General features: G+C 69.5%; 24 protein-coding genes. 14 read left to right on the top strand and 10 right to left on the bottom strand.

The genetic code is table 11. The features are described from left to right. Positions 1-148: 148 nt before the first annotated feature. The 3 genes from ABZZ20_RS29395 to ABZZ20_RS29385 form a co-directional block, all read right to left on the bottom strand. A complete protein-coding gene (locus ABZZ20_RS29395; protein ID WP_356874704.1) occupies positions 149-706 on the bottom strand; it encodes an XRE family transcriptional regulator in 558 nt (185 codons plus the stop codon). 157 nt (positions 707-863) lie between these two features. Continuing rightward, positions 864-1,274: a hypothetical protein gene (locus ABZZ20_RS29390; RefSeq protein ID WP_356874702.1), complete on the bottom strand. Its 411-nt coding sequence runs from the start codon at positions 1,272-1,274 to the stop codon at positions 864-866. A 551-nt stretch (positions 1,275-1,825) separates the two neighbouring features. Next, the gene (locus tag ABZZ20_RS29385; protein WP_356874700.1) at positions 1,826-2,278 is read right to left on the bottom strand and encodes a hypothetical protein; all 453 of its coding nucleotides are present in this window, start codon (positions 2,276-2,278) and stop codon (positions 1,826-1,828) included. Between the two features lie 102 nt (positions 2,279-2,380). Here ABZZ20_RS29385 and ABZZ20_RS29380 point away from each other — a divergent pair, with 102 nt between their 5' ends. Continuing rightward, positions 2,381-2,776, top strand: coding sequence for a hypothetical protein (locus ABZZ20_RS29380; protein WP_356874698.1), 396 nt, complete (start codon positions 2,381-2,383; stop codon positions 2,774-2,776). A 160-nt stretch (positions 2,777-2,936) separates the two neighbouring features. Here the strand turns inward: ABZZ20_RS29380 and ABZZ20_RS29375 are convergent, their stop codons facing one another. From ABZZ20_RS29375 to ABZZ20_RS29350, 6 genes are all read right to left on the bottom strand, one after another. Next, positions 2,937-4,373, bottom strand: coding sequence for an integrase (locus tag ABZZ20_RS29375; RefSeq protein WP_356874696.1), 1,437 nt, complete (start codon positions 4,371-4,373; stop codon positions 2,937-2,939). Continuing rightward, a complete protein-coding gene (locus ABZZ20_RS29370) occupies positions 4,364-4,561 on the bottom strand; it encodes a helix-turn-helix domain-containing protein (protein ID WP_356874694.1) in 198 nt (65 codons plus the stop codon). The genes ABZZ20_RS29375 and ABZZ20_RS29370 overlap by 10 nt, the downstream gene beginning before the upstream one ends. 850 nt (positions 4,562-5,411) lie before the next feature. Next, the gene (locus tag ABZZ20_RS29365) at positions 5,412-6,320 is read right to left on the bottom strand and encodes a hypothetical protein (RefSeq protein ID WP_356874692.1); all 909 of its coding nucleotides are present in this window, start codon (positions 6,318-6,320) and stop codon (positions 5,412-5,414) included. 611 nt (positions 6,321-6,931) lie between these two features. Further along, positions 6,932-10,657, bottom strand: a complete 3,726-nt coding sequence (locus ABZZ20_RS29360) for a hypothetical protein (protein ID WP_356874690.1) — start codon at positions 10,655-10,657, stop codon at positions 6,932-6,934. A 148-nt stretch (positions 10,658-10,805) separates the two neighbouring features. After that, a complete protein-coding gene (locus ABZZ20_RS29355) occupies positions 10,806-11,294 on the bottom strand; it encodes a TrmO family methyltransferase (protein WP_356874688.1) in 489 nt (162 codons plus the stop codon). 72 nt (positions 11,295-11,366) lie between these two features. Next, a complete protein-coding gene (locus ABZZ20_RS29350) occupies positions 11,367-12,770 on the bottom strand; it encodes a Tat pathway signal protein (protein WP_356874686.1) in 1,404 nt (467 codons plus the stop codon). A 210-nt stretch (positions 12,771-12,980) separates the two neighbouring features. Here ABZZ20_RS29350 and ABZZ20_RS29345 point away from each other — a divergent pair, with 210 nt between their 5' ends. The 5 genes from ABZZ20_RS29345 to ABZZ20_RS29325 all read left to right on the top strand — a co-directional run bounded on the left by ABZZ20_RS29345 (position 12,981) and on the right by ABZZ20_RS29325 (position 16,420). Then, entirely contained in the window at positions 12,981-14,378 is a 1,398-nt protein-coding gene (locus tag ABZZ20_RS29345) for an SAM-dependent methyltransferase (RefSeq protein WP_356874719.1), read from the top strand. Continuing rightward, complete coding sequence (locus ABZZ20_RS29340; protein ID WP_356874684.1) at positions 14,378-14,965, top strand: hypothetical protein; 588 nt, start codon at positions 14,378-14,380, stop codon at positions 14,963-14,965. Before ABZZ20_RS29345 ends, ABZZ20_RS29340 begins: the two co-directional genes overlap by 1 nt. Then, entirely contained in the window at positions 14,962-15,291 is a 330-nt protein-coding gene (locus tag ABZZ20_RS29335) for a hypothetical protein (protein WP_356874682.1), read from the top strand. Before ABZZ20_RS29340 ends, ABZZ20_RS29335 begins: the two co-directional genes overlap by 4 nt. A gap of 176 nt (positions 15,292-15,467) precedes the next feature. Continuing rightward, a complete protein-coding gene (locus tag ABZZ20_RS29330; protein WP_356874680.1) occupies positions 15,468-15,935 on the top strand; it encodes a hypothetical protein in 468 nt (155 codons plus the stop codon). A gap of 23 nt (positions 15,936-15,958) precedes the next feature. Further along, a complete protein-coding gene (locus ABZZ20_RS29325; protein WP_356874678.1) occupies positions 15,959-16,420 on the top strand; it encodes a hypothetical protein in 462 nt (153 codons plus the stop codon). Between the two features lie 825 nt (positions 16,421-17,245). Here ABZZ20_RS29325 and ABZZ20_RS29320 read toward each other — a convergent pair. Further along, positions 17,246-18,721, bottom strand: a complete 1,476-nt coding sequence (locus tag ABZZ20_RS29320; protein WP_356874676.1) for a peptide deformylase — start codon at positions 18,719-18,721, stop codon at positions 17,246-17,248. A 212-nt stretch (positions 18,722-18,933) separates the two neighbouring features. Here ABZZ20_RS29320 and queC point away from each other — a divergent pair, with 212 nt between their 5' ends. From queC to folE, 8 genes are read left to right on the top strand one after another with little or no spacing between them, the layout of a single operon-like run. Next, a complete protein-coding gene (gene queC, locus ABZZ20_RS29315) occupies positions 18,934-19,644 on the top strand; it encodes a 7-cyano-7-deazaguanine synthase QueC (protein ID WP_356874674.1) in 711 nt (236 codons plus the stop codon). Further along, on the top strand, positions 19,641-20,342 hold the full coding sequence (locus tag ABZZ20_RS29310) for a 6-carboxytetrahydropterin synthase (RefSeq protein ID WP_356874672.1): 702 nt from the start codon (positions 19,641-19,643) through the stop codon (positions 20,340-20,342). Before queC ends, ABZZ20_RS29310 begins: the two co-directional genes overlap by 4 nt. Then, positions 20,339-21,049, top strand: coding sequence for a 7-carboxy-7-deazaguanine synthase QueE (locus tag ABZZ20_RS29305; protein ID WP_356874670.1), 711 nt, complete (start codon positions 20,339-20,341; stop codon positions 21,047-21,049). Before ABZZ20_RS29310 ends, ABZZ20_RS29305 begins: the two co-directional genes overlap by 4 nt. Further along, entirely contained in the window at positions 21,039-21,488 is a 450-nt protein-coding gene (locus tag ABZZ20_RS29300) for a DUF6884 domain-containing protein (protein WP_356874668.1), read from the top strand. The genes ABZZ20_RS29305 and ABZZ20_RS29300 overlap by 11 nt, the downstream gene beginning before the upstream one ends. Continuing rightward, positions 21,485-22,054, top strand: a complete 570-nt coding sequence (locus ABZZ20_RS29295) for a phosphoribosyltransferase family protein (RefSeq protein WP_356874666.1) — start codon at positions 21,485-21,487, stop codon at positions 22,052-22,054. The genes ABZZ20_RS29300 and ABZZ20_RS29295 overlap by 4 nt, the downstream gene beginning before the upstream one ends. A gap of 52 nt (positions 22,055-22,106) precedes the next feature. Beyond that, positions 22,107-22,805 (top strand): PIG-L deacetylase family protein, encoded by a 699-nt coding sequence (locus ABZZ20_RS29290; RefSeq protein ID WP_356874664.1) that lies wholly within the window; start codon positions 22,107-22,109, stop codon positions 22,803-22,805. Then, positions 22,805-23,512 carry a WbqC family protein gene (locus tag ABZZ20_RS29285; RefSeq protein ID WP_356874662.1) on the top strand — a complete coding sequence of 236 codons (708 nt, stop codon included), beginning with the start codon at positions 22,805-22,807 and terminating at the stop codon, positions 23,510-23,512. The genes ABZZ20_RS29290 and ABZZ20_RS29285 overlap by 1 nt, the downstream gene beginning before the upstream one ends. Then, on the top strand, positions 23,512-24,111 hold the full coding sequence (gene folE / locus ABZZ20_RS29280; RefSeq protein WP_356874660.1) for a GTP cyclohydrolase I FolE: 600 nt from the start codon (positions 23,512-23,514) through the stop codon (positions 24,109-24,111). Before ABZZ20_RS29285 ends, folE begins: the two co-directional genes overlap by 1 nt. The last annotated feature ends 59 nt before the right edge of the window (positions 24,112-24,170 follow it).

The raw sequence follows: 24,170 nt of genomic DNA, 5'->3' as shown, positions 1-24,170 counted from the left end.
GACACGGATGACCACAGTTACAGTATCGACCTGTCGCACTCAGGCTCAACCGCCCACAACACCGCCGGTGACAACCAGCCTGCCTATGTGACAACCATCGTGCTTCGGCTCACGGACGTCCTCACAGGGTGCCGCCCAGGGCAGCGGATCAGAGGTTCACGTCTATGTAGTCGATGTCCGTGAACTCCACCTGCAACCCGTCCGCGCGGCTCCCGCTGTCGCGGAAGTAGACCTCTCCGAGCCCGTCAGCGGCGATCTGCTGCAACTCGGCCTCGGAGGCCCCGGCGTCCTGGGCGGCCAGCAGCCGGCCCGCGTACTCCGGGGGCAGGTGCTGCGTGATCCGCCGCATCCGCCCGTCATCGCTGGTGCCGGGCGCCGCGGTGAACCCGAACCGCGCCCGCGTCTCGATCACCAGGCCGGTCTGGGTCGCGGCCTTCTCCCGGGCGCGCTTGCGCACCAGGGGCTGCCACCGGCGCTTGACCTCGGACTCCGTCCGGGCCGCAAGGTCGGCCTTGGGGCGCTTGATCTGGTCTTTCACGTACCGCTCGACGGTGCGCTGCGAGACGCCCAGCAGGGCGGCAACGGCCTTGGTCGTGCCCTTGTGCTGCTTGACGAGGTAGCGCATCTGCGCGCCCGCGCTCTTGGGGATGAGGCGGGTGCCGACCGCCCGCGCGGCCCGCTCCAGGCTGTCTCCGACGATGCCCATCGGGCCCCTCTCTCAATGTGTCCCACAGCTGTAGGACAGTTTCGCGGCCGGGTCCGGCAGGTGGTCGTCCGGGGTGCGGCACGTCTGTCACTGCGGGAGATCGCCTCGGGGCAGAGGGAAGCCGACCTCGATGTGGTCGAGGTCGGCCTGGTGTTCCTTAGCTGCGCGGTGGGGCGCCCAGGCGTACGACCTGGGGTTCGTGGGTGCTCTTGCGGTTGCCGGTCTGCGGGTCGATGCGGAAGATGCCGCTGGCGCCTCTGATGACGTTGGTGGTGTCGAGGAGGTAGAGCTGGGCTGCTACTGCGTGCACGCTGGGCGGGGTCTGGGGTGTGTCGATGGCCTTGCGGATCGCGAGGCTCGCGGTGAGGACGGCGTCGTGTGCCATGACGGCCCATCCGCTGGCCAGGTGGCTCTTGTCGAACTGCTGCCCGTGGTGGTCGCGGCCGAACTCGTCGGCGAAGTCCTGGAAGAGGCCGCGGTCGGGGTTGCTGCTGTCGGCGAGCTGGGCCGGGTCGGCGAGGGGCACGTAGAGGACGGAGATGGGGGCGTCGGGGTCTGCCCGGAACACAACCGGCACAGGCCCTGCCGCGACCGGCGGCCCGCCGTTCCGAACTGCCCTCCACGCCCTGCGCGCAATGGGCGCTGACCTGGGCATCAAGCGTTCGGAACGCGCCGGAACCCCTATCCGATCTTGACTATCGCCCGCGAGCCGTGGTGAAACTGGACGGAAGCAGCCGCCCCCTGGGCGGCCGCGGCCGTGACCCCCTCGTCAAGTCCTCCTGGGCACGACGCGGACAACACACGGACCATCAGAGGGCCCCTGTTACCGGCAGGGGCCCTCTTCCGCACAAGCTCCGCGACCGCCGCCAAGATTCCGAACAGGCCCCGCGGATTCCAGCGATCGTACCGACCAGCACACGCCCCAGGCGGATGAAGAAACAAACACACCATCCACTCAGCCCTGGCAGCCCAGTGGCGCACCGGTCACGTCCTCAGCTACTGCGGAACGCCAACGTCCGGGTCAGATACTCACGCTGACAACGGGCCCCCGGAACGCACCGGGCCCGCGCCGCCCCAAAGGGAGGCGCGGGCCCGCAGGTTGTCAGCCGGCTCGCCGCCCTACACGTCAGACCCTCTCAGGCAGACGGCGAACCTGCTCGGCCGCCTCAGTCGTCCCGGCCTCGCCAGCCTGCTCCCCCGTGCCCGCATCCCCGGACAGGAGTGCGCCGGCCACCTGGACCGCCCGGCCGGCCCCACGGCGCCACTGGTGTCGTCGGAGTCCGTGAGGCGGAGGCTGTACAGGACGTCGTCGGACAGGGTGAGGACACCGTCTTCGGCGCGGACCAGGAGCCCTACGTCGATCAGGCCGCCGACGTAGTGGTCCTCGTCAGTGCGGGTGGCTGGCGGATCGGTCGGGACGTACGGGTTGTCGCGCTGGTAGGCGAGCTGGAACAGGGACTCCGCGGTCCGGACGTCGAGGACGTCACGCTGGAGGGGCCGGTTGTACGGGTCCGGTGGGCGGCGCCGTCCTCGGTGTGGGCAATAGTGTGCTGCCTGGCGGGATTCAGCCATCGAAGGCTGTTCCTATGGCTCCCGGCCGCCGATGCGGCGATGTTGTAGGCCGTGCACGTCGCACTTGGTGTCGCGACGGCGAAGGCAGGGGGAGTTGATCCGATGGACACCCGGGATGTCATACGCCTAGTGGGACGCCGGGCCGCACTGCGGTACGGGCTGGCCGGATTCGTGGCCGCCACAATGGCCGCCTGCTCGCGTAGCGGCGACTCCACCAGCATCAAGTTCCAGACCCTGGATGCGTTCCTTCAAGGGAGTTGGGACTTCGAGGCCGAGACTGGGGACAGGGCCAAAATCACGGTGTCGCAAGGCGGGAGCTGGGTGGTGACAGGAGGCGAAGTGGACAACCCGTGGTCAGAGGAAGGCACGTGGTCCCTCGCTTCCGGCAACCTTTCGATGGCCATCAAGCGGCGCAAGCCGTACGTCGTCCACGACGTGCCCAAGGAGGTGGAGAATCTCCTGGTCTCGTACTCGCCGAAGAAGCTCGGCTTCTTCTAGGAGCACGAAAAACGGCGCCTGACCTGGGCTTTTGCCCGTCAGGCGCCGTCGGCTCGACCCGCTCGACGTGGACATAGGTTTTTACTGTTCCTCCCAATTCCTCCCGCCCGTCTCCCACTCCAGACCGGCTGTTCCGGACCAGTCACGGACCAAACCGAGCTCACCCGGTGGGTGGCACGCCCTGGCTAACGCGGTCCCACTCCTCCATCGACTGCTCGATGAGACGGTTGGCCTGCTCCTGTACGCCGTCCAGGAACTTGGCGTAGTACTTGAACAGGACATGGATGCTGTGACCGGCCCGCCGCGCGCACTCAGCAGGGTCGACACCTGAGTGGAGCCAGAACGAGATCCCGGCATGTCGGAGGTCGTAGGGCCGCTTCGCCAGACCGGCCGCGAGCTCAGTGCGGGTCAGAACGTACTCCCGCGCCCTCGACCACGTAGTCCCGTACGCCGCCGCCTCCACGTAGTTACCTGCCTGGTTCTGGAACAGGCGCCCGTCCGGGGCGACCCCGAAGCGATCGATGTGGGCACGCAGGGCACGAACGAACTGTGGCGGAATGGGTACAGGTCGGGTCGCCGTCGCGGCACGGCGCTTGAGCGAGTGGACTTCGTAGACCTCACCGTCGTCCGTCCAGTCCTTGCCCGCGGTGACGACGCCGCCCGTCAGGTTGAGCAAGCCCCAGCCTGCCTCGGGCAGGTGGCACTGTTCGAGACGGAGATGGATCACCTCGGCCGGCCGCATGGCCGCGAAGTACATGCAGCCGAAGAACGCCTCGACATGGGGGCCACGGCCCGGCTGCCGACCCACCGCCGATAGCAGGCGAGCGACCTGGAGAGGATTAGGAACGGATGCCGGGTCGACCTCATCCTCGACCGACGGAGGGTTCCACCGGATCCCGGCAAGGGGGTTATCCACGAAGTAGCCGTTCTCCACGGCCATGTTGAGCACCTCGCTGAACGCCGACCTCTTCCGGCGCGTGGTCTTGGCGGCAGCAGGCTTGCCGTCCAGCTTGAGGCACAGCGCGTCCAGCGCTCGACGCATGACGCATGACGCATGACGCATGACGCATGACGCATGACGCATGACGGCAGCATCGTTCAGGGAAGCGAGGGGCAGGGAAGTCTTCTTGGCCCATTCGAGCGCCTTCCGCCATTCCTCGGGCGGCTCCTGCTCCCAGGCGTTCTTATTGAACGCGTAGGAGTACAGCGCCCTCCGCAGCACTCGCGGCTCCGCATAGGCTGATCCCGGACGGACCAAGGCGGGGGTGACCGTGGCGAACGCGTCCGCGAGCGTTCGACGCGTGTTCCCAGGCGTCCGCGCCCACCTCTGCTCGAGGTATTGATGCACGAGGTCGTACCATGTCGTCTTCTGCCGCAGGGCTCGCAGCTCCGACGCCGGAAGCCCCGACTCTTCGTCAAAAGGTTCGCCCTCTCGGGCTGCCGTCATCAGCTTGGAACGTCGACTCTCGGCAAGGCCGAAAGTCATGAACGACTCTGACTTTTCGAGCCCGCTGACCGTCCATCGCACCATGAATGGCTTGCGCCGGTCTGGACGCTCGCGTATGTCCCAGAAGCGGACGTTGTAACTCAGTGCCAAGTGTCCGAATCCCTTTCACAAGCCTCCCACCAGGCGTCCAAATCGGAGCGACGACACCTGAGTTCACCATTTGGCAGTTTGATCATGCGGGGCGCATTCCCGCGAGCACGCATCCGATAGAACGCCGACGGACTCATGCGGATCTCCGCCAAGACCTCCGCAAGCTTCAAGGCAGGCGGTCGAGCCACTTCCTTCTCCTCACACAAACTCACGACATGGCCGCACTAGTGGGACCGGCAGACAACGGACACGAATAGACGCGTGGCCATGCGATGACTGCTTGCCCCAACCCGCGCAGCGAGTGGGCTGTTGCGTTCGCATCGCCCCACCGCCAAGTGCAGCAACACGCGAACGTAGGAAATGGTCCGGACAATCCCCGGTTTCGGAAACCGGGGATTGCCCGCTATATTGCGCGCTGCCACTATCGGCGTCAGCCGGAGACGGAGCACGTCGGTGCTGCAGCGTCCGGGTCCACGCAGGACACCAGAGACTGTTTGGCAAGCCGTACGAGGCTCGTCTCGGTAAGAAGCACAGCCTGGATGACCCCACACCGTTGCTTTAAGATGCCGCGCCTACGAGGGCAAGGACCCTCTGATCACGCCGGAGACCGCGCTGGAGCTGGTCGTTCACGAAGAGGCCAGCGGCGCACACGCAGAAACAGAGCGCGGTCGCCAGGGCTCCCCGATCTCCGCCCATCTAGGCAGGGGCGGCACGTAGGAGGCCAAGGGTGAAGAGGGAGGGCGCGGTGGAGCGGAGCGAGCTAAGCAGGTGCGCGGACAGTCGTACTCCTCGGGAACTCTCGGGTCGGCATCGCTGTCGGATCGTCTCCGCCACCCGTCTGACTAGGGACGTTGTACGTTGACATTCTCGAACGGAAGGTTCCAGTCGTTTGGCATCGTTGTCGTCTGCCGTGGGCGAATCGAGCAGTAGCCGACCCGGCGCCTTCAGGAAGGGGGATGCGCCGGGGGCTGGCGAGCGCGACGCCCCTCGGCCACCAGTGAGCCGGAGGTGCAACACCAGTGCCGCTCGCTGGCGTGATCAGGACGGGTGTCGACCGACCCGCGCCCCGATTGCCACCTCGGCGATGATGCCCAGCACGCCTGCAAGGGTGCCTGTGTAAGCGTGCACCTGCTCTCGGACTCGCGCCTCCATGCCTTCGGGGGCCGCAAAGAAGCCGGGGGTCGTGCCTTCGGGTTGCTGCCGGCTTCGCGCCGCCTCGTATTGCGCCCAGTCGATCCGGTGCACCCTGCGCGCTTCGAGGAGGTCCTCTTCGCGGACCTGCTCGGCGCGGAGCCGTGCCGTGAGCTGCTGAGCGGCCACCTTGATCACGATGGAATCGGACACCGTCAAGGGCATGTCCGGTCGACCGATGCCGCGCTCCAGGAGGGGCACGCCGGCAGTACGCCATGGCGAGCACAGAGCCGTGAGCGCCGAGTGCAGCTTCTCCCAGTCCGGTTTGCGGGTCCGCTCCCCCTCCTCGATGAGCAGCTGGACGGTGCGGCGCTGCTGGTACGTGGCGGACGGGTGGGCGAACTGCTCCACGATGCGGCGTGCGTTCTCCTGCCGCCGGGCCCTATTCGTCTTGCCGGTGGTCTGCGCGTACGTGCGAAGCGCCCTGCGCGCCTGCGCAACCGGGACGACGGTGTCATTGGTGAGCCAGACAAACAGCACCACCGGAATCATGGTGTGGTGGGGAATCCGCTTGAGCGGGGACCGTTTGCGGGCTTGCAGCAGTTCGCTGAACAGCCGGCGCTGGACCGCGGGGAACATGCTGGGGTCTCGACCGTGCTGCGTGGATTTGTGGAACTCGGGTGCGGCCAGAAGGCCGACCTCCACCCAGTCTGTGATCATCCTGGCGGAGACCTGCTCGACACCAAGGGCTTCCGCATCGCGCACGAGATCGTCCGCTGTGCCCGGCCCCCACTCCTCGACCTGGGTTTCTTCCACGTTCTGGAAGTTACACCGAGATGGGGTCAGTTTCCGGTCCGGCTCTGCCTTTGCCCCGACAGGGTGATGTGCGTCAGACAGGAGCCCTTGCGCAGCCGGCCAGACGGCACCGAGCGCAACGGCAAGACGCCTTGGAGGATTCCGTGACTCGACGCAAGCGGCACCGCGCACACCCCCGTCCGGCACGAGCCGGACGGCGGCAGGAAGGCAACCTGGTAGACAGGGTGCTGGGCGCGTTCGTGACCGGTGTGGTGGCAGTGATCGTCAAGGAAGCAGCCGGACTTCTTCATCGTGGCTGAGGAACCTGGCGGGGTTATACGCCCCGCCAGCTAGCTGCATGCTTCCTCGCCGAGGCCAACCTCACCACCAGGGCCACCAGTTCCACAGCCCCATCCTGACCAGCCCCCGCGTCACCGTGCTGGCCGAGCACTGCGACCGCGCCCGCTACCACCATGTTTGCTGAGTCCCGCTGAGGTGTACGGGGGCTGTTTGATGCCGCCAAGCGGGAGGGGCGAGCGGACCCAGGCGCGGCAGCGCCGCCAGCGGTAGAGCTGCGACGCCTGGTGCCCTGCGGCGGGCTGCCGGTCGGTGCCCGCCGCAGGTGGTGGTCGCTACCAGGCCGTGGCGCGTTCCACGTCGTTGGCGTAGCGGCCAAGGGCCTGTCCGAGGTCGGCCCGGCCCTCGGTCCCGGGTTCGGAGGTGTCGACGGCGTCCTGCGCGGCTTGGATCACGGCGTGGGCCCGGTAGTCGATCTGCTCTTGGCTCCCGCCGGTGCTGGCCACCAGCGTGGTCAGGATGCGTAGGGCATCCGGGTTCTGCGCACTGCGGGCGGCTCGCTGCGCGACCCGGTCGGGGTACTTGATGTCTGGGGTGGCGGTGACGGTGCGCAGGGTTCGGGTCAGCCACTGGCGCTGGTCGGTTCCTTCGGCGAAGGCGAAGTGGCCGACACCTACGAGCGCAGGTGCGAGGGCGGGGTCTCCGTCGACGAGGTCCAGGGCCTGGTCCCATAGCTGGAAGGCGCGCTGGTGCAGAGGGAGGGGACCAGCGACGTCTTCGAGGGGCAGTGCCCGGGCGATGTCGCCGAGGAGCGTCGAGACGGCCGCCGGGCCGCCGTCACCGCTGATCAACGTGGCGAGGAAGTCGGAGTCGAAGGCTGCAGGGGAGTGGAGCAGGGTGGCGGCGAACCGGTCGAACACCTCCTCGGGTGCACCGGCGCGCAGGTAGTCCATGACCTTGCCGGGGTCGAGGTCGCCGAGCACTGCGAACTCGTCGGCGCCGAGGCGGCGCAGCGAGCGCAGCCAGGTGTGAATCGGGGCGGACGGCGCGGAGAGGTCGAGCAGGGTGGCCTGGTGGTCGGTGTACCAGGGCTGGGCGTAGTGGCGCAGCGGGGTGAGGGCCGCGCCGATGGCGGCCAGGGCGCGGTCGTCGCGGCCGTCGGTGACGAGCTCGGTCAGTTGGGTGGCGGCTTCGGCGGGGAGCTCGCCGTGGTCGGCTGCGCGGCGGACGGACCACTGGAGGAGGGCGACCAGGGCGAGGCCGCCGAAGGTGGCGCTCGCGGTGACGTAGGGGCTGTCCGGGACCGAGGCGGGCGCGGTCCAGGCGCGGACGGCGGCCATCAGCCAGGTGACGGCCGCGGCCTCGTCCACGCCGGGGTCGGCTCCGAGTGCCCAGGCCTGGCGCAGCAGCTGGGCCACGATGTAGCGGGCGCGTTCGTCGATGTCCGCGTCGGCGCTGCCGTCACCTGCTTCGAGCTGGTTCTTCAGGTCCCAGGCGGCGGTGCAGGCCTTGGTGAGCAGTCGTCCGTCGTTCTCGGCGAGGCCCGCCTGCTGCTGGTCGGCGTACAGCGTCAGGAGGTAGACGGTGCGCAGGTCGAACGAGCTGAGGGTGGCCGTGACGGCCGAGATGTCGGCCGCCCAAGCCGCGGGGGCCGCGCGGACGGCGGCCTCCAGCATCCGCAGGTCCGTGCGCTTGAAGTAGTCCCCCTGCGAGGGAGTGCGTGCTGAGAGCTCGGCGGCGCCGTCAAGGACACCGTGCTCCTCGCATCGGGTGACGAAGTCCGCCACCGTGCTCTCGCGGTGGTCGGGATTCGGCCCGATCTTGATCAGCGGTTCGTCGAGGGCCGGCGGTGGCCCAGTGAACTCGGCAAGCAGGTCCAGCATCGGGCGCCAGGGTGCCAGCACCGATGCGGGCGCCACCTCCGAGAGGCAGTAGACGGTCCGCCAGACGGGCTGAAGAGCGGACTTCCACTCCAGATCCGGCATGTCGACCGCGTCCTCGCCGAGGAGTTCGGCCAGCGCCTCCGCGCCGCCGAGCACGGAGGCGAGCGTGCGGGCGAGACGAGCGTTGTCGTCGGCCAGCTCGGCGCGGGCGGCCCGCAGTGCCTCCGGGCCGGGCACCGGGCCGAAGCCTTCGGTCAGCGCCGCCTCGAGGTCGGCCTGGTCCGCCGGTTCGCACGTGCCGATGGCCACCTGGACGAACCGGCCGACGTCCGGGGTGAGGTAGGTCATGGTGCCCAGGCGGGTGAGCACCGCAAAGGCGGCCTTCCACCACGAGACATCCGTCTGCGCGATCTCGACGGCGTCCACCTGGTGGACGGCGATCAATCGCTCGCGCTCCCAGCCGCCCAAGGTCCTGGCCGTCCAGGCACCGGTCCGGGCGGCCAGGTTGGTGCCGGCCTCGCGGAGCTCGATGCGAGCGAACTCGATGCAGGCCGCCGCCGCAAGCCGGGCCCCCGTCAGCGCCCGCCCCCCGGCCAGGCTCGGCGCACGCAGGTCGTCGCTGATCTGCAGCTGGTCCCGGACGCCTTCAACCGCGAGGTGGGAAGCCAGCACGGCCGCGAGTCCGGTGCGGACCCGCTGGGCCAGCTGCGGGCCACCCGTTCGGCCGGCCTCCAGCAACTGGGCCAGCACGGTACGGATGTTCCAGGAGTCGACCGCAGAGCCGTCCGACCCGACGGACAGTGCCTTGACCGCCGCCTCCACCCACCCCGCATCCCGGTGCTCCGGCAGGGTCTCCTGCGCCCAGTAGACCGCCATGGTCCTTACACCGTCGACGGAGTGCTTCTTCAGCGCGCTGGCGACCAGGGCCGCGCCGTGGCCGCCGAGGTGCCGGCACAGCACGACGAGCTCGGTGGTGGCTCCGCGGCCGGACCGCCAGATTGTCTCCAGGTGCTTGTCCTTGTTCAGCCACTCCACCAGGCGGGCGGGATCCTCATCGGCGAGACGCTCGAAGTAGGGCCTCGCTGGCCACCGGCCCTCCTCCGGTAGGAGCCGGACAGAGTCCAGTTTCTCCAGCCACTCCCAGCCGGTGAACCGCGTGAACAGGTAGGGGGCGGCAGCGGGGTTGTGCAGGTTGTTGACCTTCTGGATCTGCTCGGGCGTCGGGGAGGTGACCGTGCCGAGAGCCACCCACTCGGGGGCCTGGTCGACGACCGTGGAGACGAGTTCCTGGATCAGGGCCAGGCAGTCGTGCAGCATCGCGACCGCCGTCACCGCGCTCGCCTCGCGACCGGGGTGCACGGCTCCGGACCCGATGCTGTACTGCTCAGTCCAGAGCTTGAATGCCGCCTGCTCCGCCCTGCCCGGCCGCTGGCCGGTCTCGTTGTGGACCACCGTCGTCAGCTGCATGATCCGGTAGGCGCCCTGCTGCTCCTCCATTTCGCACAGCCGTGCGTAGGCGGCACCGACCTCTGCGAGCCGCCGGTCGAGCACCGCCTGACGGCGAAACTCCTCGGCCGACCGGATCTTGTGGAGCTCGCGCAGCGCGACCGTCAGAGGGTGTCCGACGGTTAGCGTCTCCGGCACCGTGGTCCCAAGCCCGTCGACGGCGTCCAGCACCTGCTGGGTCGCCCCGAGCGCCGAGATCGGCGGGTGCGCGGCCTTCGTAGCCGCAGTCCGGGAGCGGGCCAGCTTGACGATGGCCTTCCCGAGAGGACTGTCCGCGTCCACCTTTTGGGGAAACGCCAGCAGGGAGTCCAGGGCCTCGATCAGGCCGTCCACCGGAGTCGAGGCCCTACGCGAGCCGTCCGTGTTGAAGACCGTACCGAGGCACTTGGAGACCTTAGTCTGGGCCGCCTGCAGCGCCTTGTAGTTGCTCCCGCCGATCTCCATCAGGCGCTCGATCGCAACCCGACACATCGCCTGCGCGGTGACGTACGGCTCCGCGCGGCCGTCCGGCTCGCACAGCATGGCGCAGATGTCGCGCAGCAGGCCTAGAGCGACCGCGCCTTCCTGCTCGGGCCCGAAGGCCTGCAGCTGCAGGGCGAACAGGGAACCTTCCGCCAGCAGCGATACGTCGTACGCCGATGGCCTGATCCGGTCAGCCTCGAAGATGGTCACGGCGGCACGGTACCGGCGCCCCGGCCGACGAGGCGATCGGTTTCGGGGATGCAGACACCGCAGGCTGAGATTGCGCACGTGCCCGAGCGGTACCCCAGGATGTCCTCCTGACGACGTGGATGTGTCTCCGCCACCCACGGGCGAGGTCTTACTCGGGTCGGTTGGCCGCGGGCTCCCAGTAATTCGCCAGCATCGCCGCCGGCCATGCCGGAGCGGTGACCGGGCCGCGGGGGCCCATCTCCTCGAAATAGGGGGCCAGGTCGTAGATCGGAGTCCCGGCCACGGCGTCGAGGTCGGCGACGTGGAGGTCCCGGCCTTCCACCTTGAGAAGGCGGGGGAAGGACGTCGCCATGCGGTTGGGACGTCGGTGGTTTCGGTGCACGAAGGTACCGGTGGGCTCCCACGTCGGGTCGTTGCGAGGGCTACGGGCTCCGAGGTGCAGGTCGGCCTCAGAACCCAGGTGGAAGCGCCAGGTCACGATCAGATGGGAGAACTCGTCGAGTCCGCGAAGGGTGTCCAGCGGGAAGTCCGGGCGCATGCGGATGATCGATTCGACTCCACCCTGGTAGTCGTCGGCCGGCGTCTGGTGGCCACCGACGACGTGGGCGATGGCCTCGATCGTGATCGGGTCGTGCACGCATTCCTCCCCTGGGACTACCAGACCGGCTGGGCTACTCGCTCGGCTCGGACCGGTGGTGTGACGGCGCGGTCAGCGTACCCGGCTGATCACGGTACGGGCGCGGTCGTCTAGGCGGGCCAGCGCGGTGCCGCCGCGACCGCGGTACGGGGACAGGGCGCGGCGCATCTGGACGACGGTGTCCAGGGCGCGTCCGGACTGGACTCCCTGCATGGCGTCGAGGGCCTGGGTCCAGGTCGCGCAGGCCACGTCGAGTGCGCCCCGCTGTATCTGGACCGCGCCCAGGAGGCCGAGGGTGACGGCGTGCGTGCGGGCGAAGGCCGTGGTCCGGCGGGTGCGGACGCTGCGCAGGAACTCCCGCTCGGCGCCTTGGAGATCGCCGAGGGCTTGCAGGGTGCGGGCTGTTTCGTGGGCGAGGGATGCCTCGGAGAAGAAGAAGACCCTTGCGGGCTCGTCGTCACCGGCTTGGGCGCTGCGCAGGTCGTCCTCGGCTCGCAGCAGGGCCGCGATGGCCTCCTGCTTGTGGCCGGCGGCTGCCAGGGTGCGGGCGTGGACGACGCCGAGGAGGGAGCGTTCGCGGGAGCTGGCGTTGGTGTAGCGGCGCTGGGAGACGGAGGTCTCGGCCAGCTGGAGGGCCTGGGTGGGGTGGCCGAGGTCGAGGGTCTGGTGTGCCTGTGCGCGGAGGATGTGTCCTGCCAGCGGGGCGTCGTCGGCCTCGGCGGACAGCTGCAGGGCCAGGCTGAGCCACTTTTGGGCCAGCACGTGCTCGGAGGCGTCGAACGCTGTCCAGCCTGCCAGGTAGGCCAGTTCGCCGGCGGCCGTGAACATCTCTTGCCGGATGCGCTCGTCAGGGAATCGGCTGCCGAGGTAGGCGGCCACGTCCGTTCGGAGGTAGGCCACCAGCGCGGACCGTCCGTCTCCTCCACCACGCCGCTGTTCGCGCTGCGACAGCAGTTGGGTCATCTCCCGTACGGCGGCCACGTCGTCCGGCCCGACCGTCCGGCCAGCTGGAGGCTGTCGGGTACGGGCGGCGGTCAGGGAGTCCTCCCACCACCCGGTGGACGGCAGGCTCATTCCCGCGAGCGAGAAGGCGGCGCGTTTGAGGGCCAGGCGGCGCTCCAGGTCCAAGTCGGTCCCCCCGAGATCCACGAGCTGTGCGATGGTGTCGCCGCCTTGAGGCCGCATCGAACCCGCCTGCTCGTCGGGGTCGTTGAGCCCGATGTCGGCAGGCGTGACGATGCGGTTCAGCCCCTTGCCGAGCAGTCCTCGCGACAGCGTCTCGCACAAGATACGGGTCGTCGTCGATCCCGGGTGCGCGCCGCGAATCCACTGGTTGACGTGGGAGCGCGTGATGGTCTGCAGTTCCGTGGCTCCGACCTCGGAGGCGACGCGCACCACGTGCACGGCTGCCGCGACCTGCGACCAGCCGATTTCCTGGAGTACGCCTTCCAGTCGCGTGTTCCGTTCGCGCGGCACGCTGCGCTCCTGTCCACGAAACGATCTTTACCCGCGTTACCCGTCCCCGATCGCGCTTCGGGATACCCACCCGGGGTGAAACGCGGTTCGCTGAGCGTAACGGTAGCCCCAAGGGCCACTCCCACGGCCGTAGTTCAGCCATCGAATGCACCAGCACACAGACTCCCCAGCGGGTCTACACGTCCGCGGAAGGAACGAGGTGAGGTGACCATGCCCCATCGGATCACGCGAAGCGACCTTCTTCGAGCGCTGGACTCCCCCGCCGCCGTCTCGGCGTGCGTGGCCCTGCCCAGCCGTCTGGAATCCGTCAGGCAAACCCGCCGCTTCGTGTCGGACCAACTGGACAGCTGGGGCTGCGAGTCCCTGACCGACTCCACGGTGAGGATCTGCAGCGAGCTGGCCGCCAACGCTGTCACCCATGCCGAGCCCGACGCAGCGGGACGGGGCGAGATCCTGGTATCCCTGACGTTCGTTGCCGGCGAGGCGCTGATCGCCCAGGTCGCGGACTCCGATCCGAGCCCACCCGTCCCGAAGATCACCCGGCCCCGGGACCTCGCGGAGAGCGGGCGCGGTCTGTCCATCGTCACCAGGCTGTCCGACTACTGGAGCGCCGCCCCCAGGTCCGATGGTCAAGGCAAGACCGTCAGCGCCTACCTGCGCGATCACCAGCAGGCCCTTGCTCCCGGAACGGCGTCGGCAGCCGGCCGCGCCCTGCCACCGCCGGCCGGGCCGGACCGTGTGCCTTCCGAGGATGCCGCTGGACTCGTGGCGGAGCCCGGCGGTACCGCGCTGCCGCAGCTGGACTTCTCCAAGCCGGCGGTGGCACGGGTGTGTGACTACGTCACCGGCGGAACGGACAACTACCCGGCAGACCGGGCTCTGGGACGTCAGTTGCTCGCGGTGGCGCCGTGGCTTGACCGGGCAGCTGCCGCTGCCCGTGCCCACGGACAGCACGTCGTGCGGCATCTCGCTTCGCAGGGGATCGTGCAGTTCCTCGACCTCGGCTGCGGGCTGCCCCGTCGCCGCGGCCGCAACGTTCACGATGCGGCGCAGGACGTCCAGCGCGAGGCCAGTGTCCTCTACGTGGACCACGACCCGATGGTGCAGGCCCACGTCCGGACCGTGTTCGAAGAGACTCCCCGGGAGATGGGCCTGCACGCCGACATCACCCTCACCGAGGACATGCTCGCCCAGCCGGCCATCGCACGCCTCGACCGGCGCAGGCCGATGGCGGTCCTGCTGCACGAGGTCCTGCCGTGGATCGATGACGACAAGGTCAGGCACCTGCTGGACACGCTCCGGTCCTGGGTTCCCGACGGTAGCGTCCTGTCCGTCGTCCACGCGGCAGCCGACAGCCACCCCGAGTCGACCCCCGACCTCGTCGCGCTGTACCAGGAAGCCGGCATCCTCTACCGGCCGCGAACCCTGGAACAGCTGCTGGCCCTTGCCGCCGACTGGGACGTGGAGGGCCCGGGCATCACGGCTGTTCCTCTTGAAGGGCTCCGCGTCGTCGACGACCGAGAGCCGCTGTACGGCTCGTACGCGTTCACCGCCTGCGCGTCCGAGTCGGCGGGCAGGCGGCTCGGCGCGTACTGGGAGGCAACCTAGTGACCGCTCCCTACAGCGTGCGGGCCCTCGCCCGCACCGACTACCCCAAAGCGGGCAGCCTGCTGTCTCGGCGCTGGGCTCGGGAGGCCGAGTGCGGGCGGCCGGTCGACCAGGAACGCGACATCGCCCTGATCCGGCCGCTGCGGACCGGTGACCACAGCGACGATCTCCACGGCCTGTTCGAGGACGGGAGCCTCGTCGCGATGTGGGAGCTGGACCCCAGCGGTCCGGGCCCCGGCTGGAACTCGTCCGAGCGCGCCGAGAGCAGCGTCGGCCTGCTGCTGTTCTACACCGACCCCGTTCACCGGCACGCAGGCCGCCTGGTCTCGCTCTGGCTCGCCGATCAGTTCGCACGCCGCCCGCGCCCGCCGCAATGGCTGCGCTGCAACGTGACCGACGGCCGGCTCGCGGACCACATCGCCCGCGCGTGGGGCTGGAAGAAGGTCCGCTACGACCACGGCCGGCACCTTCTCCAGCTTCCTTGCGACGTGAAACCGGCGCTGAGCGTGCTGATCACGGATCCCGTCTCTGAGCGGGCGTCCAGCTGTCCCTCCCTGGCCGCGCCCGCAGGGAGCGAACGCCCGTGACGTACACCGACTTCGACAACGACCCCTACTGGACCGGGCGCGAGGACTACGAGCCGGAACCCGTGCACGACCGCCTGGCCGCCCGCACCGTGCGCGGTGCGCCGCCCGGAGAGGTCCGGGACGCCTCCCCCCGGGAGATCCGGGTCGGCGACTGGTTGGTCCTCGACGGCACGGCCTACGAGATCACCAACATGTTCTCGCCCGGCTTCGACAGCTCCGTCAAGCGAGTCATCCTTCGCGGCCGCCCCAACCTGCTGGTCAAAACGCGCCAAGAGATCGTGCGCCCGTACGAGGTCTCGCACCGCGCCCCGCGCCACCCCTGGTAGCCGACGGTCTGCCCCGCACGGCATCGACAACTGACATCCAATTCCCTGTCCGAGGAGTTTCCGTGGGCCCGTCACTTCCGATCCCCACGCCGCAGTCATGCTTACCCTCTCCGCCGTCACCGCCGAGGAGGGGCATTCCAGGCGGTGTCCCTCGTACCCCGTCCGAGGCGGAGCCGGTGACCTGGCGTCTGCTGCGTGCCCTCGCGGCCTCCCGGCTCGAAGACATCACCAGCGAAGACAGCAGCCTCTGGGACACACTCAATCGCGTCCTCGACGATGCGGTGGACTCGAGCGAGGTCCGCCCGCTGACTGCCAGCCTGGCTGTGAACCTCCGCTCGCTGACGGACCGGGCCTCCCGCCACGTCGAAACCGGGCTCACCGAGGAGACGCGGGCGCGGGCGTGCGGCCTCCTGCGCGAGGTCCACGACCGGCTGCGCCGTGACACCCTGGGCATCGGCCTTCTGCGCCGACTGGCCTGGATGACGGAGCAGGTCGCAGGCGAAGTCCTGGCCCCGGCTCCGTCCGCCGCTGCTTCGGAGCCGGCCGCAGGGCGTGTGTCCGCGTGCTCCCCCGTCGCCTCGGGGTGGGCCGGGCAGTGGTCCAGAGGGCCTGTCCATGCCGCGTACTCGGCGGCCTCGGCATGACCGCCGGTGTCTCCGCTGCCACGATGCCCGAGAGCATGCGGATCCTGGACCGGGCCTGCGTCATCGTGCACCAACACATCACCACGATGTACCCGCCCGGTGCCCCTCTCCCGAGCACCAAGCAGTTGGCCCTGGCCTTGGGGCTGCCGGAGAAGCATGCGCACCAGGGGCTGCTGCGTCTGGACAGCCTGGGCGAGATCGCGCTGCACACCGGGAGTGTGCCGGTCAGGCTGCGCACGCGGGAACCGCACCCACGCGACCGCGGCCTGCACGGTGCCGTCCGCGACCGGATCCGCGCCGGCCACTACCGGCCAGGGACGGCACTGCCGACCGGTCTGCTGGGCGAGGAGTTCGGCCTCCTCCCCCACCACGTCCAGCGAGCGTTGCGGTTCCTCACGATGGAGAAGACCCTGCGCTTCGAAGAGGACGGGGCATACGGCCCGGGCCACTACGTCCCTGCCGGGCCCGTGGAGGCGGTCGCGTGAACGTCACGCTGCTACCTGCCGCGCAGCACCAAGGCGAGCATGGCCGCCGCCGCGATGCGGCGCCCGCCCTGGCCATGCATGCGCCGGCGCCCCGGCGCAAACCTCACCGACCACGGTGGGAGTACTGCGGTGATATTCATCGCCAGCCGCCCGGACGACACCGGCGGTGTCACCGCGGAGCCATACGAGGTGTTTGCCCTCCACCGTACCGACCACGCGGCGCTGGTCCACTGCCTGGAGGATGCCAAGCTCGGTGGCCGAGCGCAGGACTACCCCCTCGGGGGTGGCCGAGGTCCCGTCAAAGGCCGCAAGGTAATGGGGCGCGGCGCGCTCGCCGCTGCTTTCGCGCTCTCCTCCACCCGGCCTTCCCTCGGCCCGGCCCTCACAAGGCCCGCCGGGGTGCCGCCGGTCTTGTCCCTGGAGCGGCTGACCCTCCTGAAGCCGGACCTCGGTCTGGATCTTGCTCTGTGGCTGACCGGCTGGGTCACCCACGAGGCAGAACGATCCGAGCTCTCTCTCGCCTGCCTGACAACCCCAGGACGACGAACTCGCCCAGCAACTGGGCCGCTTCGACTGGCGGGTTGCCCGCATGAGGTCCGATCCCGGTCGTCTCACACGCCTCCTGGGGCTCCGCGTCACCCATCCCACCAACCACCAGCGCCGGAGCGGGGAGGTCCGATGACGGCCGTCGCCCTCGTCCTCCCGCTGATCGGGGCCCGTCGCAGCCTGGCCATCGACCCGATGTCGCCTGGGCTCCACGCACTCGACCAAGTCCAGGAGGGCGTCATGTCCAGCCACGGTCAGCGGTCACGTTCAGGCATTCGGTCAGTATCTCCAGCTCTGGCCGGTTCCGCGGTACTCCTCGACTGGGATCGGCTGGGTGCCTTGCTCCATGCGTGCGCGGTAGAGCTTGCCCTCGAGGTGGTCGACCTCGTGCAGGACCAGGCGGGCCAGGCCATGGTCGAACCGGGTCAGCCGGGGTGTTCCGTCGATGTCCGTGTGGGCGATGACGATGTGGAGCGGACGGGGGACGAGACCTCGCACGTCGAAGAAGGAAAGACACCCTTCGTACTGCCGGTCAGTCTCTGTGGAGGACTCGGCGACCGTGGGGTTGAGCAACACGATCGGAGCAGCACCGTCGCCGGGTGGGACGACGATGGCGGCGGCGCGACTGATGCCGATCTGGGGGGCGGCGATGCCCATGCCCTTGCCGAAGTCGTGAAGTTGCTTGACGCGCGAGATCGCAGCGTCGAGTTCACGTACGACGTCGTGCGCCTCGTCGGCTTCAGCGGGGAGATCGAAGGGCTGGGCAACAGCTCGGAGGACCATGTCGCCCTCCTGGACGATGCCGGCTGCGGCCATGCGGGCGCTGGGGGTGGGGGTGGGGGTGTTCACTGGCTCGCTCTCTTGAAGGTGTGCGGTCTTCAGCCGCCATTCCATCCGGTACCGGGCGTGGAGGGGCGGGTCCAAGGTCGTCCAGGTGTAGACCGTGTGGTCTGCGTCGACGGTCTGAGTGGGGGGTGTGCGCAGGGGTGCGAAGTTGGCGCTGAGGGAGGTCTCGGTGCCCCAGACGTTGGGCTGCAACCCCGTGGGGAACGACAGGCTGACGGTGAGCTGGCGGGTGGGCAGCCGGACAGCTCGTTGGAACCAGGGGCCCCATTTGTCTGCGGTGACGGAGTAGCTGTAGGTGATCTGGGCTTCCTGTCCTGGGTACAGGGGGAAGCGGGTGCGCGCGTTCGAGAACTCGAGCCATATCTCTTTGAACGCGTCGCGGTCGTTCTTGACTACACGTCCCATCTGTTCGTCGCCGCAGTGTGCTTCGAGCTGGAGTTCTTCCCAGGTCAGGGGGTGGGCCCGGTACAGGGCGTTGGAGCGCTCAGGTTCCCCGGGGTAGCGGTCTACGGCGATACGGACGAGGTAACGGGTGATCGGCTCCGTACCCGTGTTGCGGAGCCGTCGGTGCATGGTCAGGTGATAGGTAGAGCCGTCATAACGCAGGGCGGCGGTGTCGTCCAGGACGACGATGCCGGCGGACGGTGGCTGCTCGGCTGCCTCCGGGGTGGACTGCGTGCCGCCGCCGTCGTCGTCTTGCCACGCCTTCCAGATTTTGCCGCCCGCGTCGAGTTCCTTGTCGAGGCGGCGGGCGAGGTCGGAGGAGCCGCGTTCCCTCCTGGATTCCAGGTGGCTCACGTACGAGGGCGAGATGTTCAAGCGGCGGGCCAGGTCCGCCTTGGACAGGCCCCGTACTTCACGAAAGTGGGTCAGCTCGGCTGCGAACGACGATTCCCCCGGGTCTGGCATATAGAGCCCCCTGTTGGTGAGTTCGCGGATTGCGTGAGTGAGCGCGGCTCACCGGTGCCTCATCCTGCCCGCTTCGGGCTGACTGTTTCCAGGCGGCGGCGGAAGTAGTCCGGCCCCGCTCGCATGGCTGGCGGATTTCTCCCTGCCGGCAGACCCCAGGTCCACAAATCCAATGCCCCGGACGGTTCGGGGGACCTCTGAAGGGCACACCCATGCCTCGAACTGCCGTACCGCGTCACGCGGTACTCATCTTCTCCGGCGGCCTGGACAGCGCCGTCACCGCCTACAAGCTCCGTGCCGAGGGCGTCACCCTGAGCCTGCTCTCGTTCAACTACGGGCAGCGCCACGTCAAGGAACTGGCCCACGCCGCAGACCTGGCCGATCAGCTCGGCGTGTCCCACGACATCGTCGACCTGACGTCCCTGGGCCGGATCCTGGGCGGCTCCGCCCTGACCGACCCGGCCATCGCCGTTCCCCATGGCCACTACCGCGCCGAGACCATGCGCAGCACGGTCGTCCCGAACCGGAACGCGATCATGTTGGAGATCGCGGCCGGTGCCGCGGTCGCAGCAGGTGCGGACGCCGTGGCGTTCGGCGCACATTCCGGAGACCACACGATCTACCCGGATTGCCGGCCGGAGTTCTTCAACCTCATCGAGGCGTCCATGAAGGCCGGGAACGACGGGCACATCGACGCCGGCTTCCAGCTCGTCGCCCCGTTCCTGAACCTCGCCAAGGCCGACATCGTCCGTGAGGGTGCCCGCCTGGGTGTGCCCTTCGAGCTGACGTGGTCGTGCTACGAGGGCGGCGAGGTGCACTGCGGCGCCTGCGGCACCTGCGTGGAGCGCCGGGAGGCGTTCGGCGAGGCCGGGGTGGCCGACCCGACCCTGTACGTGCCGGCCCAGAAGGGTGCCGCCCGATGAGCAGCACGCCGCCTCTCTTCCGGATCGGGAAGGGTTTCCGCTTCGAGGCCACGCGACGGCTCGACGACGGACGTTACGACGGGCACTCGTTCGTTGCGGAAGCCGTGCTGTCTTCCGCGGTGCTCAGCACGGAGGGTTTCGTCGCCGACTTCGCTGGCCTGGCTCCCCTCAAGCGGTACATCGACGGCGCTCTGGATCACCAGGTCCTCAACGACTGCGTCCAGGACGTCTCCAACGAGGGCGTCGCCGAGCACCTCCTCGGGTGGGCGCGCGGCCACCTGCCGCCCGACGTCGCGTCCGTGCTGGAGGAGGTACAAGTCCGGACCGGGAGGCCGCAGCCGCTGCCGTCGGCCGCGTTCGCTGCGTTCGAGGCTTCGCACCAGTTGCACGGGCTGCGCGACGGTCATCCGTGCGGGCGTCTGCACGGCCACTCCTACGTCCTCAGCGTGCCCGTCTCCGCCGTCCCCCGGCTCGGGGACGTCCCCGTGCTGCTGCGCAACCATCTGCGCGGTGCCGTGCACGGCAGGGTCCTGAACGAGGTGATTCCCGGGTTGAACCCCACCTCGGAGAACCTCGCCCGGCACTTCTCGCAGTGGCTGGCGGACCGGGCCATGGGAGGGGCCGGTTGGAGCGGGGCGTGCGTGCGGGTCTCGGAAACGGAGACCAGCTGGGCCGAGTACGCGGGAAACGCGGCGTGAACGCGCTCGCCGGATTACGGATCCGGATCTCGGAGAAGTTCGGGAGCACGGTCCAGGGCGAGGGCGCCAGCACTGGGGTGCCCGCGTGCTTCATCCGTCTCGCCCTGTGCAACCTCATCTGCTCGACGTGCGACACCCCCTACAGCTGGGACCACACGCGGTTCGACCTGCGTAAGGAGGCCCACTACGAGAGCGTCGAGGACCTGCTGTCCTGGGCGGTGGACCAGCCCGAGGACCTCGTGGTCATCACCGGTGGCGAGCCGCTGATCCAGATGGCCGCAGTGACCGAGCTGGTCAAGGGACTACGAGCCGCCGGCCGGACGGTGGAGATCGAGACCAACGGCACCATCGCCCCGGCCGAGGCCCTGGTGGCCGCCGGGCCGTACTTCAACGTCTCACCGAAGCTGTCCCGGTTCGGAGCGGGCATGCCGGAGACGCGACGGCTCGTCCCCGATGCTCTGCGGTCCTTCGTCGCCACGGGCCGGGCCCGCTTCAAGTTCGTCGTCTCCGAGCCCGCCGAGGTGGCCGAGATCGCCGCGCTGGAGGCCGCCTACTCCTTGAGCGACATCTCGGTGATGCCGGAGGGAACGGACCCGGAGGTGATCCTCGCGGGGATGCGCACGCTGGAACGCCCGGTCCGCGAGCGGGGCTACCGGCTCGGCACTCGCCTGCACGTGCTGCTGTGGGGTGACGAACGTGGCCGTTGACCACGCCGTCCCCGACGGGCTGGTGATCGTGGCGTGCTGCAAGGAGAAGCGGGTGACCGCCGCTCCCCTGCCCGCGCTCGACCTGTACGAGGGCTGGGTCGTCCCGCTCATCCGCGACAGGGTCACCGAGCGTGGCGGACTGCGGGCCCGGGTCCTGGTGCTGTCGGCCCTGTACGGGCTGGTGACCGCCGACGCCCCCGTCACCACGTACGAGCAGCCCATGACCGCAGAGCGGGCACGCGCCGTGGCCGGGACAGCACAGTCGGTCCTGCGTCGGCATCTGGCCCGGTTCCCCTCCTCGGAGGCCTTGCTGCTGATGGAAGCCCCCTACGCCGAGGTGCTGGGCCCGGTCCCGGTGACCAGGACGCACCTGATCACCGACCCGATGGACCGCCACGCCGATATCCACGCCGTCCTCGACTCCTGGAGCTGGCCGTGACCACCCGCGTCTTCGAGAACCGGCGCGTCTGGCAGCTCACCCAGGGTGAGTTCCTCACCGCGGCATGTCTGATCGCGGACCAGGAAGCCGAGTTCGCACCGGGAGCCGTCATCGGGATCGCCCGCGGCGGTGTCCCTCTCGCCGAGATCGTTGCCGAACAGCTCGGCGTCCCGGCCGTCGTCGTCCGGGCCCGCCACAACGCGCCGGTGGGCATCCAGCAGGCTGCCACCGGCAGGGTCCTCCTCGACCAACGGCACAACGACGGTGCGCTCGCCGCACTGCCCGCTGCCTCGTCGCTGCTGGTCGTGGACGACATCTGCGGCTCGGGAGCAACCTTGCAGGCGATCACGGACATGCTCACCGCCACAGTGGGCCCGGACGGTGTACGTACGGCCGTGCTCTGCCGCAACGAGGGATCCGACTACCCGCTCGACAGCTGGGGCTGGGACGTCGCCGACTGGGTCCACTTCCCCTGGGAGCCCGCCCCGGAATCCGGCCGCCTGGAAGCCCTTCCCCCGCTCACCCGTCTGCGCAGCCGGCCCGGGGAGCCGCGACCCCGCGCTTGACCGGCGCTCCCTACGCCCGTTCCCCTTCCACGGATCAAGAGGAGGCAGGCCCATGTTCGGCCTGAGCCCCGGCGACCACGTTCTGGCGGTCGCCCCACACCCCGACGACGAAACCCTCGGCGCCGGGGGCACCATCGCCCGGCTGGCCGCCGCCGGACTTCACGTGCACGTCCTGGCCGTGGCGTGCCTGACCCAGCCCCGGTGGGGAACACCCACCGACAGCCGGCTGCGGCACGAGGAATTCAACTCAGCCTGCGACGTCCTGGGCGTCAGCGGCCGCCACATCGCCTGGAGCGACGACCACCGGGCCGGCGACCTCGCCGGTCACGTCGCGGAACTGGTCCGCCTCATCGAGGCCGGCCCGGACCTGTCCCTGGCCGCGCTGGAACCGGCCGCGCTCCTCATCCCGGCGGCCGGCGCCGTCCACCAGGACCACCAGGTCGTCCACCAGGCCGCCTACGCGGCGGCGCGCCCCAGCGGAGTGTTACGCCACTGGCCCCGGATGGTCCTGGGCTTCCACGGCCCTGAGGACCACGCCTGGAGTCGGCAGTTCCCTCATCCCAGCGTGTGGGTCGACGTCACCGGCACCGCCGCGGTGAAGGACAAGGCGCTGGAGTGCTACGCCCGCGAGCTGCGCGAGGGCGACCACCCGCGGTCCCTGGACCGCATCCGGGCGCTCGATGCCGCGGCCGGGGCATCGTGCGGAGCCGAGCGCGCCGAGGCCTTCGTGGCCTACCGGATGGCGTACTGATGGGCGGGGACGTCCTGGTCACCCACCAGCCGGCCTACCTGCCCTGGCCCGGCTACTTCTCGCGGCTGACCGACGCGGACGAACTGGTCCTGCTGGACCACGTGCAGTTCACCGAACGAGGCTGGCAGAACCGCAACTACATCCGCGGCACCACCGGGCCGGTCAGGCTCACCGTGCCGGTGCGGCGCAGCTTCGGCCAGAGCATCGCCGACACCCGGATCGCCGACACCGTCTGGGCCCGGCGGCACTGGCGCAGCCTCGCCCAGACGTACGGGCACGCCCCGTACTGGCCCGCGCACCGGGAGGCCCTCGAAGCCCTCTACCGCACGCCCTGGACCCATCTCGCGGACCTCAACGAGGCGTTGCTGCGGCTGCTGCTCGAGGCGTTCGGCCTGCCGTCCACAGTGGTCCGCACCAACGACCGGCCTCCGGCCGGACGGCAGACCGGCATGCTCATCGACCTCTGCAAGCAGAGGGGCGCGACGCGCCTGCGGGTGGGAACTGGTGCGCTGGCCTACCTCGACCACGGCCTGCTGGCCGAGCATGCCATCACGGTCGAGGTCGCCACGTACTCCCATCCGCGCTACGGCCGGGCGCTGGGCTGGAGTCCGGGCTTGAGCGCCGTGGACCTGCTGCTGCACGAGGGTCCGAACGCCCTTTCCGTTCTCCGTGCCGGTGCACGGACCGAGACGAAGGCCTTTGCCTGATGACGAGCCTGGACAACGCGGTGGCGGGCCCGCGTGTGGATGTCGCGCGGGTCGCCGACCTGTACCGGCAGCTGCTGGAAGCGGTGGGTGAGGACCCCGAGCGCGAGGGACTGCGCGGCACCCCGGAACGGGCCGCCCGCTGGTGGACGGAGTTCCTCGACCACGACGCGGGCCGTACGGACACCGTGTTCGAGGAGGACCTGCCCGCCGGCACGGACCGGGTGGTCATCGTGCAGGGCATCGTGGCCTGGAGCCTGTGTGAGCATCATCTGCTGCCCATGAGGCTGGAGTTGACGATCGGGTACCGACCGTGCGGGAGCGTGCTGGGTCTGTCGAAGTTCGCCCGGATCGTCTCCGCTCACGCGCATCGTCTCCAGCTCCAGGAGCGGATCGTCGACGGCGTCGCCGCGGATGTGGCCAAGGCGACCGGATCGGCCGACGTCGGGGTGGTCGCCGACGGCGCCCACATGTGCATGAGCATGCGGGGTGTCCGCCAAGACGCTGCCCGCACCCTGACCCACAGCCTGAGCGGCGCGTTCGCCGACGGAGGCGCCCTCGGCGGCCAGCTCCTCGCAGCGGCCGGGGCCGGGGTCCGGTGAGCGGGCGAGCGCCCGGACAGGGCCGTCTTTCGCCGGAGGCAAGCCCGCGTGTGCTGGTG

It is taken from the genome of Streptomyces sp. NPDC006430 (assembly GCF_040612395.1).
In the GTDB taxonomy this organism is placed as follows: Bacteria; Actinomycetota; Actinomycetes; order Streptomycetales; family Streptomycetaceae; genus Streptomyces.
The sequence above is the reverse complement of the archived record's forward strand: the minus strand, read 5'-3'. Positions and strand labels throughout refer to the sequence as shown.

Bases quoted from the DNA above. Each gene is read 5' to 3' on its own strand.
- folE (WP_356874660.1), top strand. From the start codon at position 23,512: ATGACGAGCCTGGACAACGCGGTGGCGGGCCCGCGTGTGGATGTCGCG.
- ABZZ20_RS29395 (WP_356874704.1), bottom strand. From the start codon at position 706: ATGGGCATCGTCGGAGACAGCCTGGAGCGGGCCGCGCGGGCGGTCGGC.
- ABZZ20_RS29380 (WP_356874698.1), top strand. From the start codon at position 2,381: ATGGACACCCGGGATGTCATACGCCTAGTGGGACGCCGGGCCGCACTG.
- ABZZ20_RS29385 (WP_356874700.1), bottom strand. From the start codon at position 2,278: ATGGCTGAATCCCGCCAGGCAGCACACTATTGCCCACACCGAGGACGG.
- ABZZ20_RS29310 (WP_356874672.1), top strand. From the start codon at position 19,641: ATGAGCAGCACGCCGCCTCTCTTCCGGATCGGGAAGGGTTTCCGCTTC.
- queC (WP_356874674.1), top strand. From the start codon at position 18,934: ATGCCTCGAACTGCCGTACCGCGTCACGCGGTACTCATCTTCTCCGGC.
- ABZZ20_RS29345 (WP_356874719.1), top strand. From the start codon at position 12,981: ATGCCCCATCGGATCACGCGAAGCGACCTTCTTCGAGCGCTGGACTCC.
- ABZZ20_RS29320 (WP_356874676.1), bottom strand. From the start codon at position 18,721: ATGCCAGACCCGGGGGAATCGTCGTTCGCAGCCGAGCTGACCCACTTT.
- ABZZ20_RS29325 (WP_356874678.1), top strand. From the start codon at position 15,959: ATGCCCGAGAGCATGCGGATCCTGGACCGGGCCTGCGTCATCGTGCAC.
- ABZZ20_RS29285 (WP_356874662.1), top strand. From the start codon at position 22,805: ATGGGCGGGGACGTCCTGGTCACCCACCAGCCGGCCTACCTGCCCTGG.
- ABZZ20_RS29290 (WP_356874664.1), top strand. From the start codon at position 22,107: ATGTTCGGCCTGAGCCCCGGCGACCACGTTCTGGCGGTCGCCCCACAC.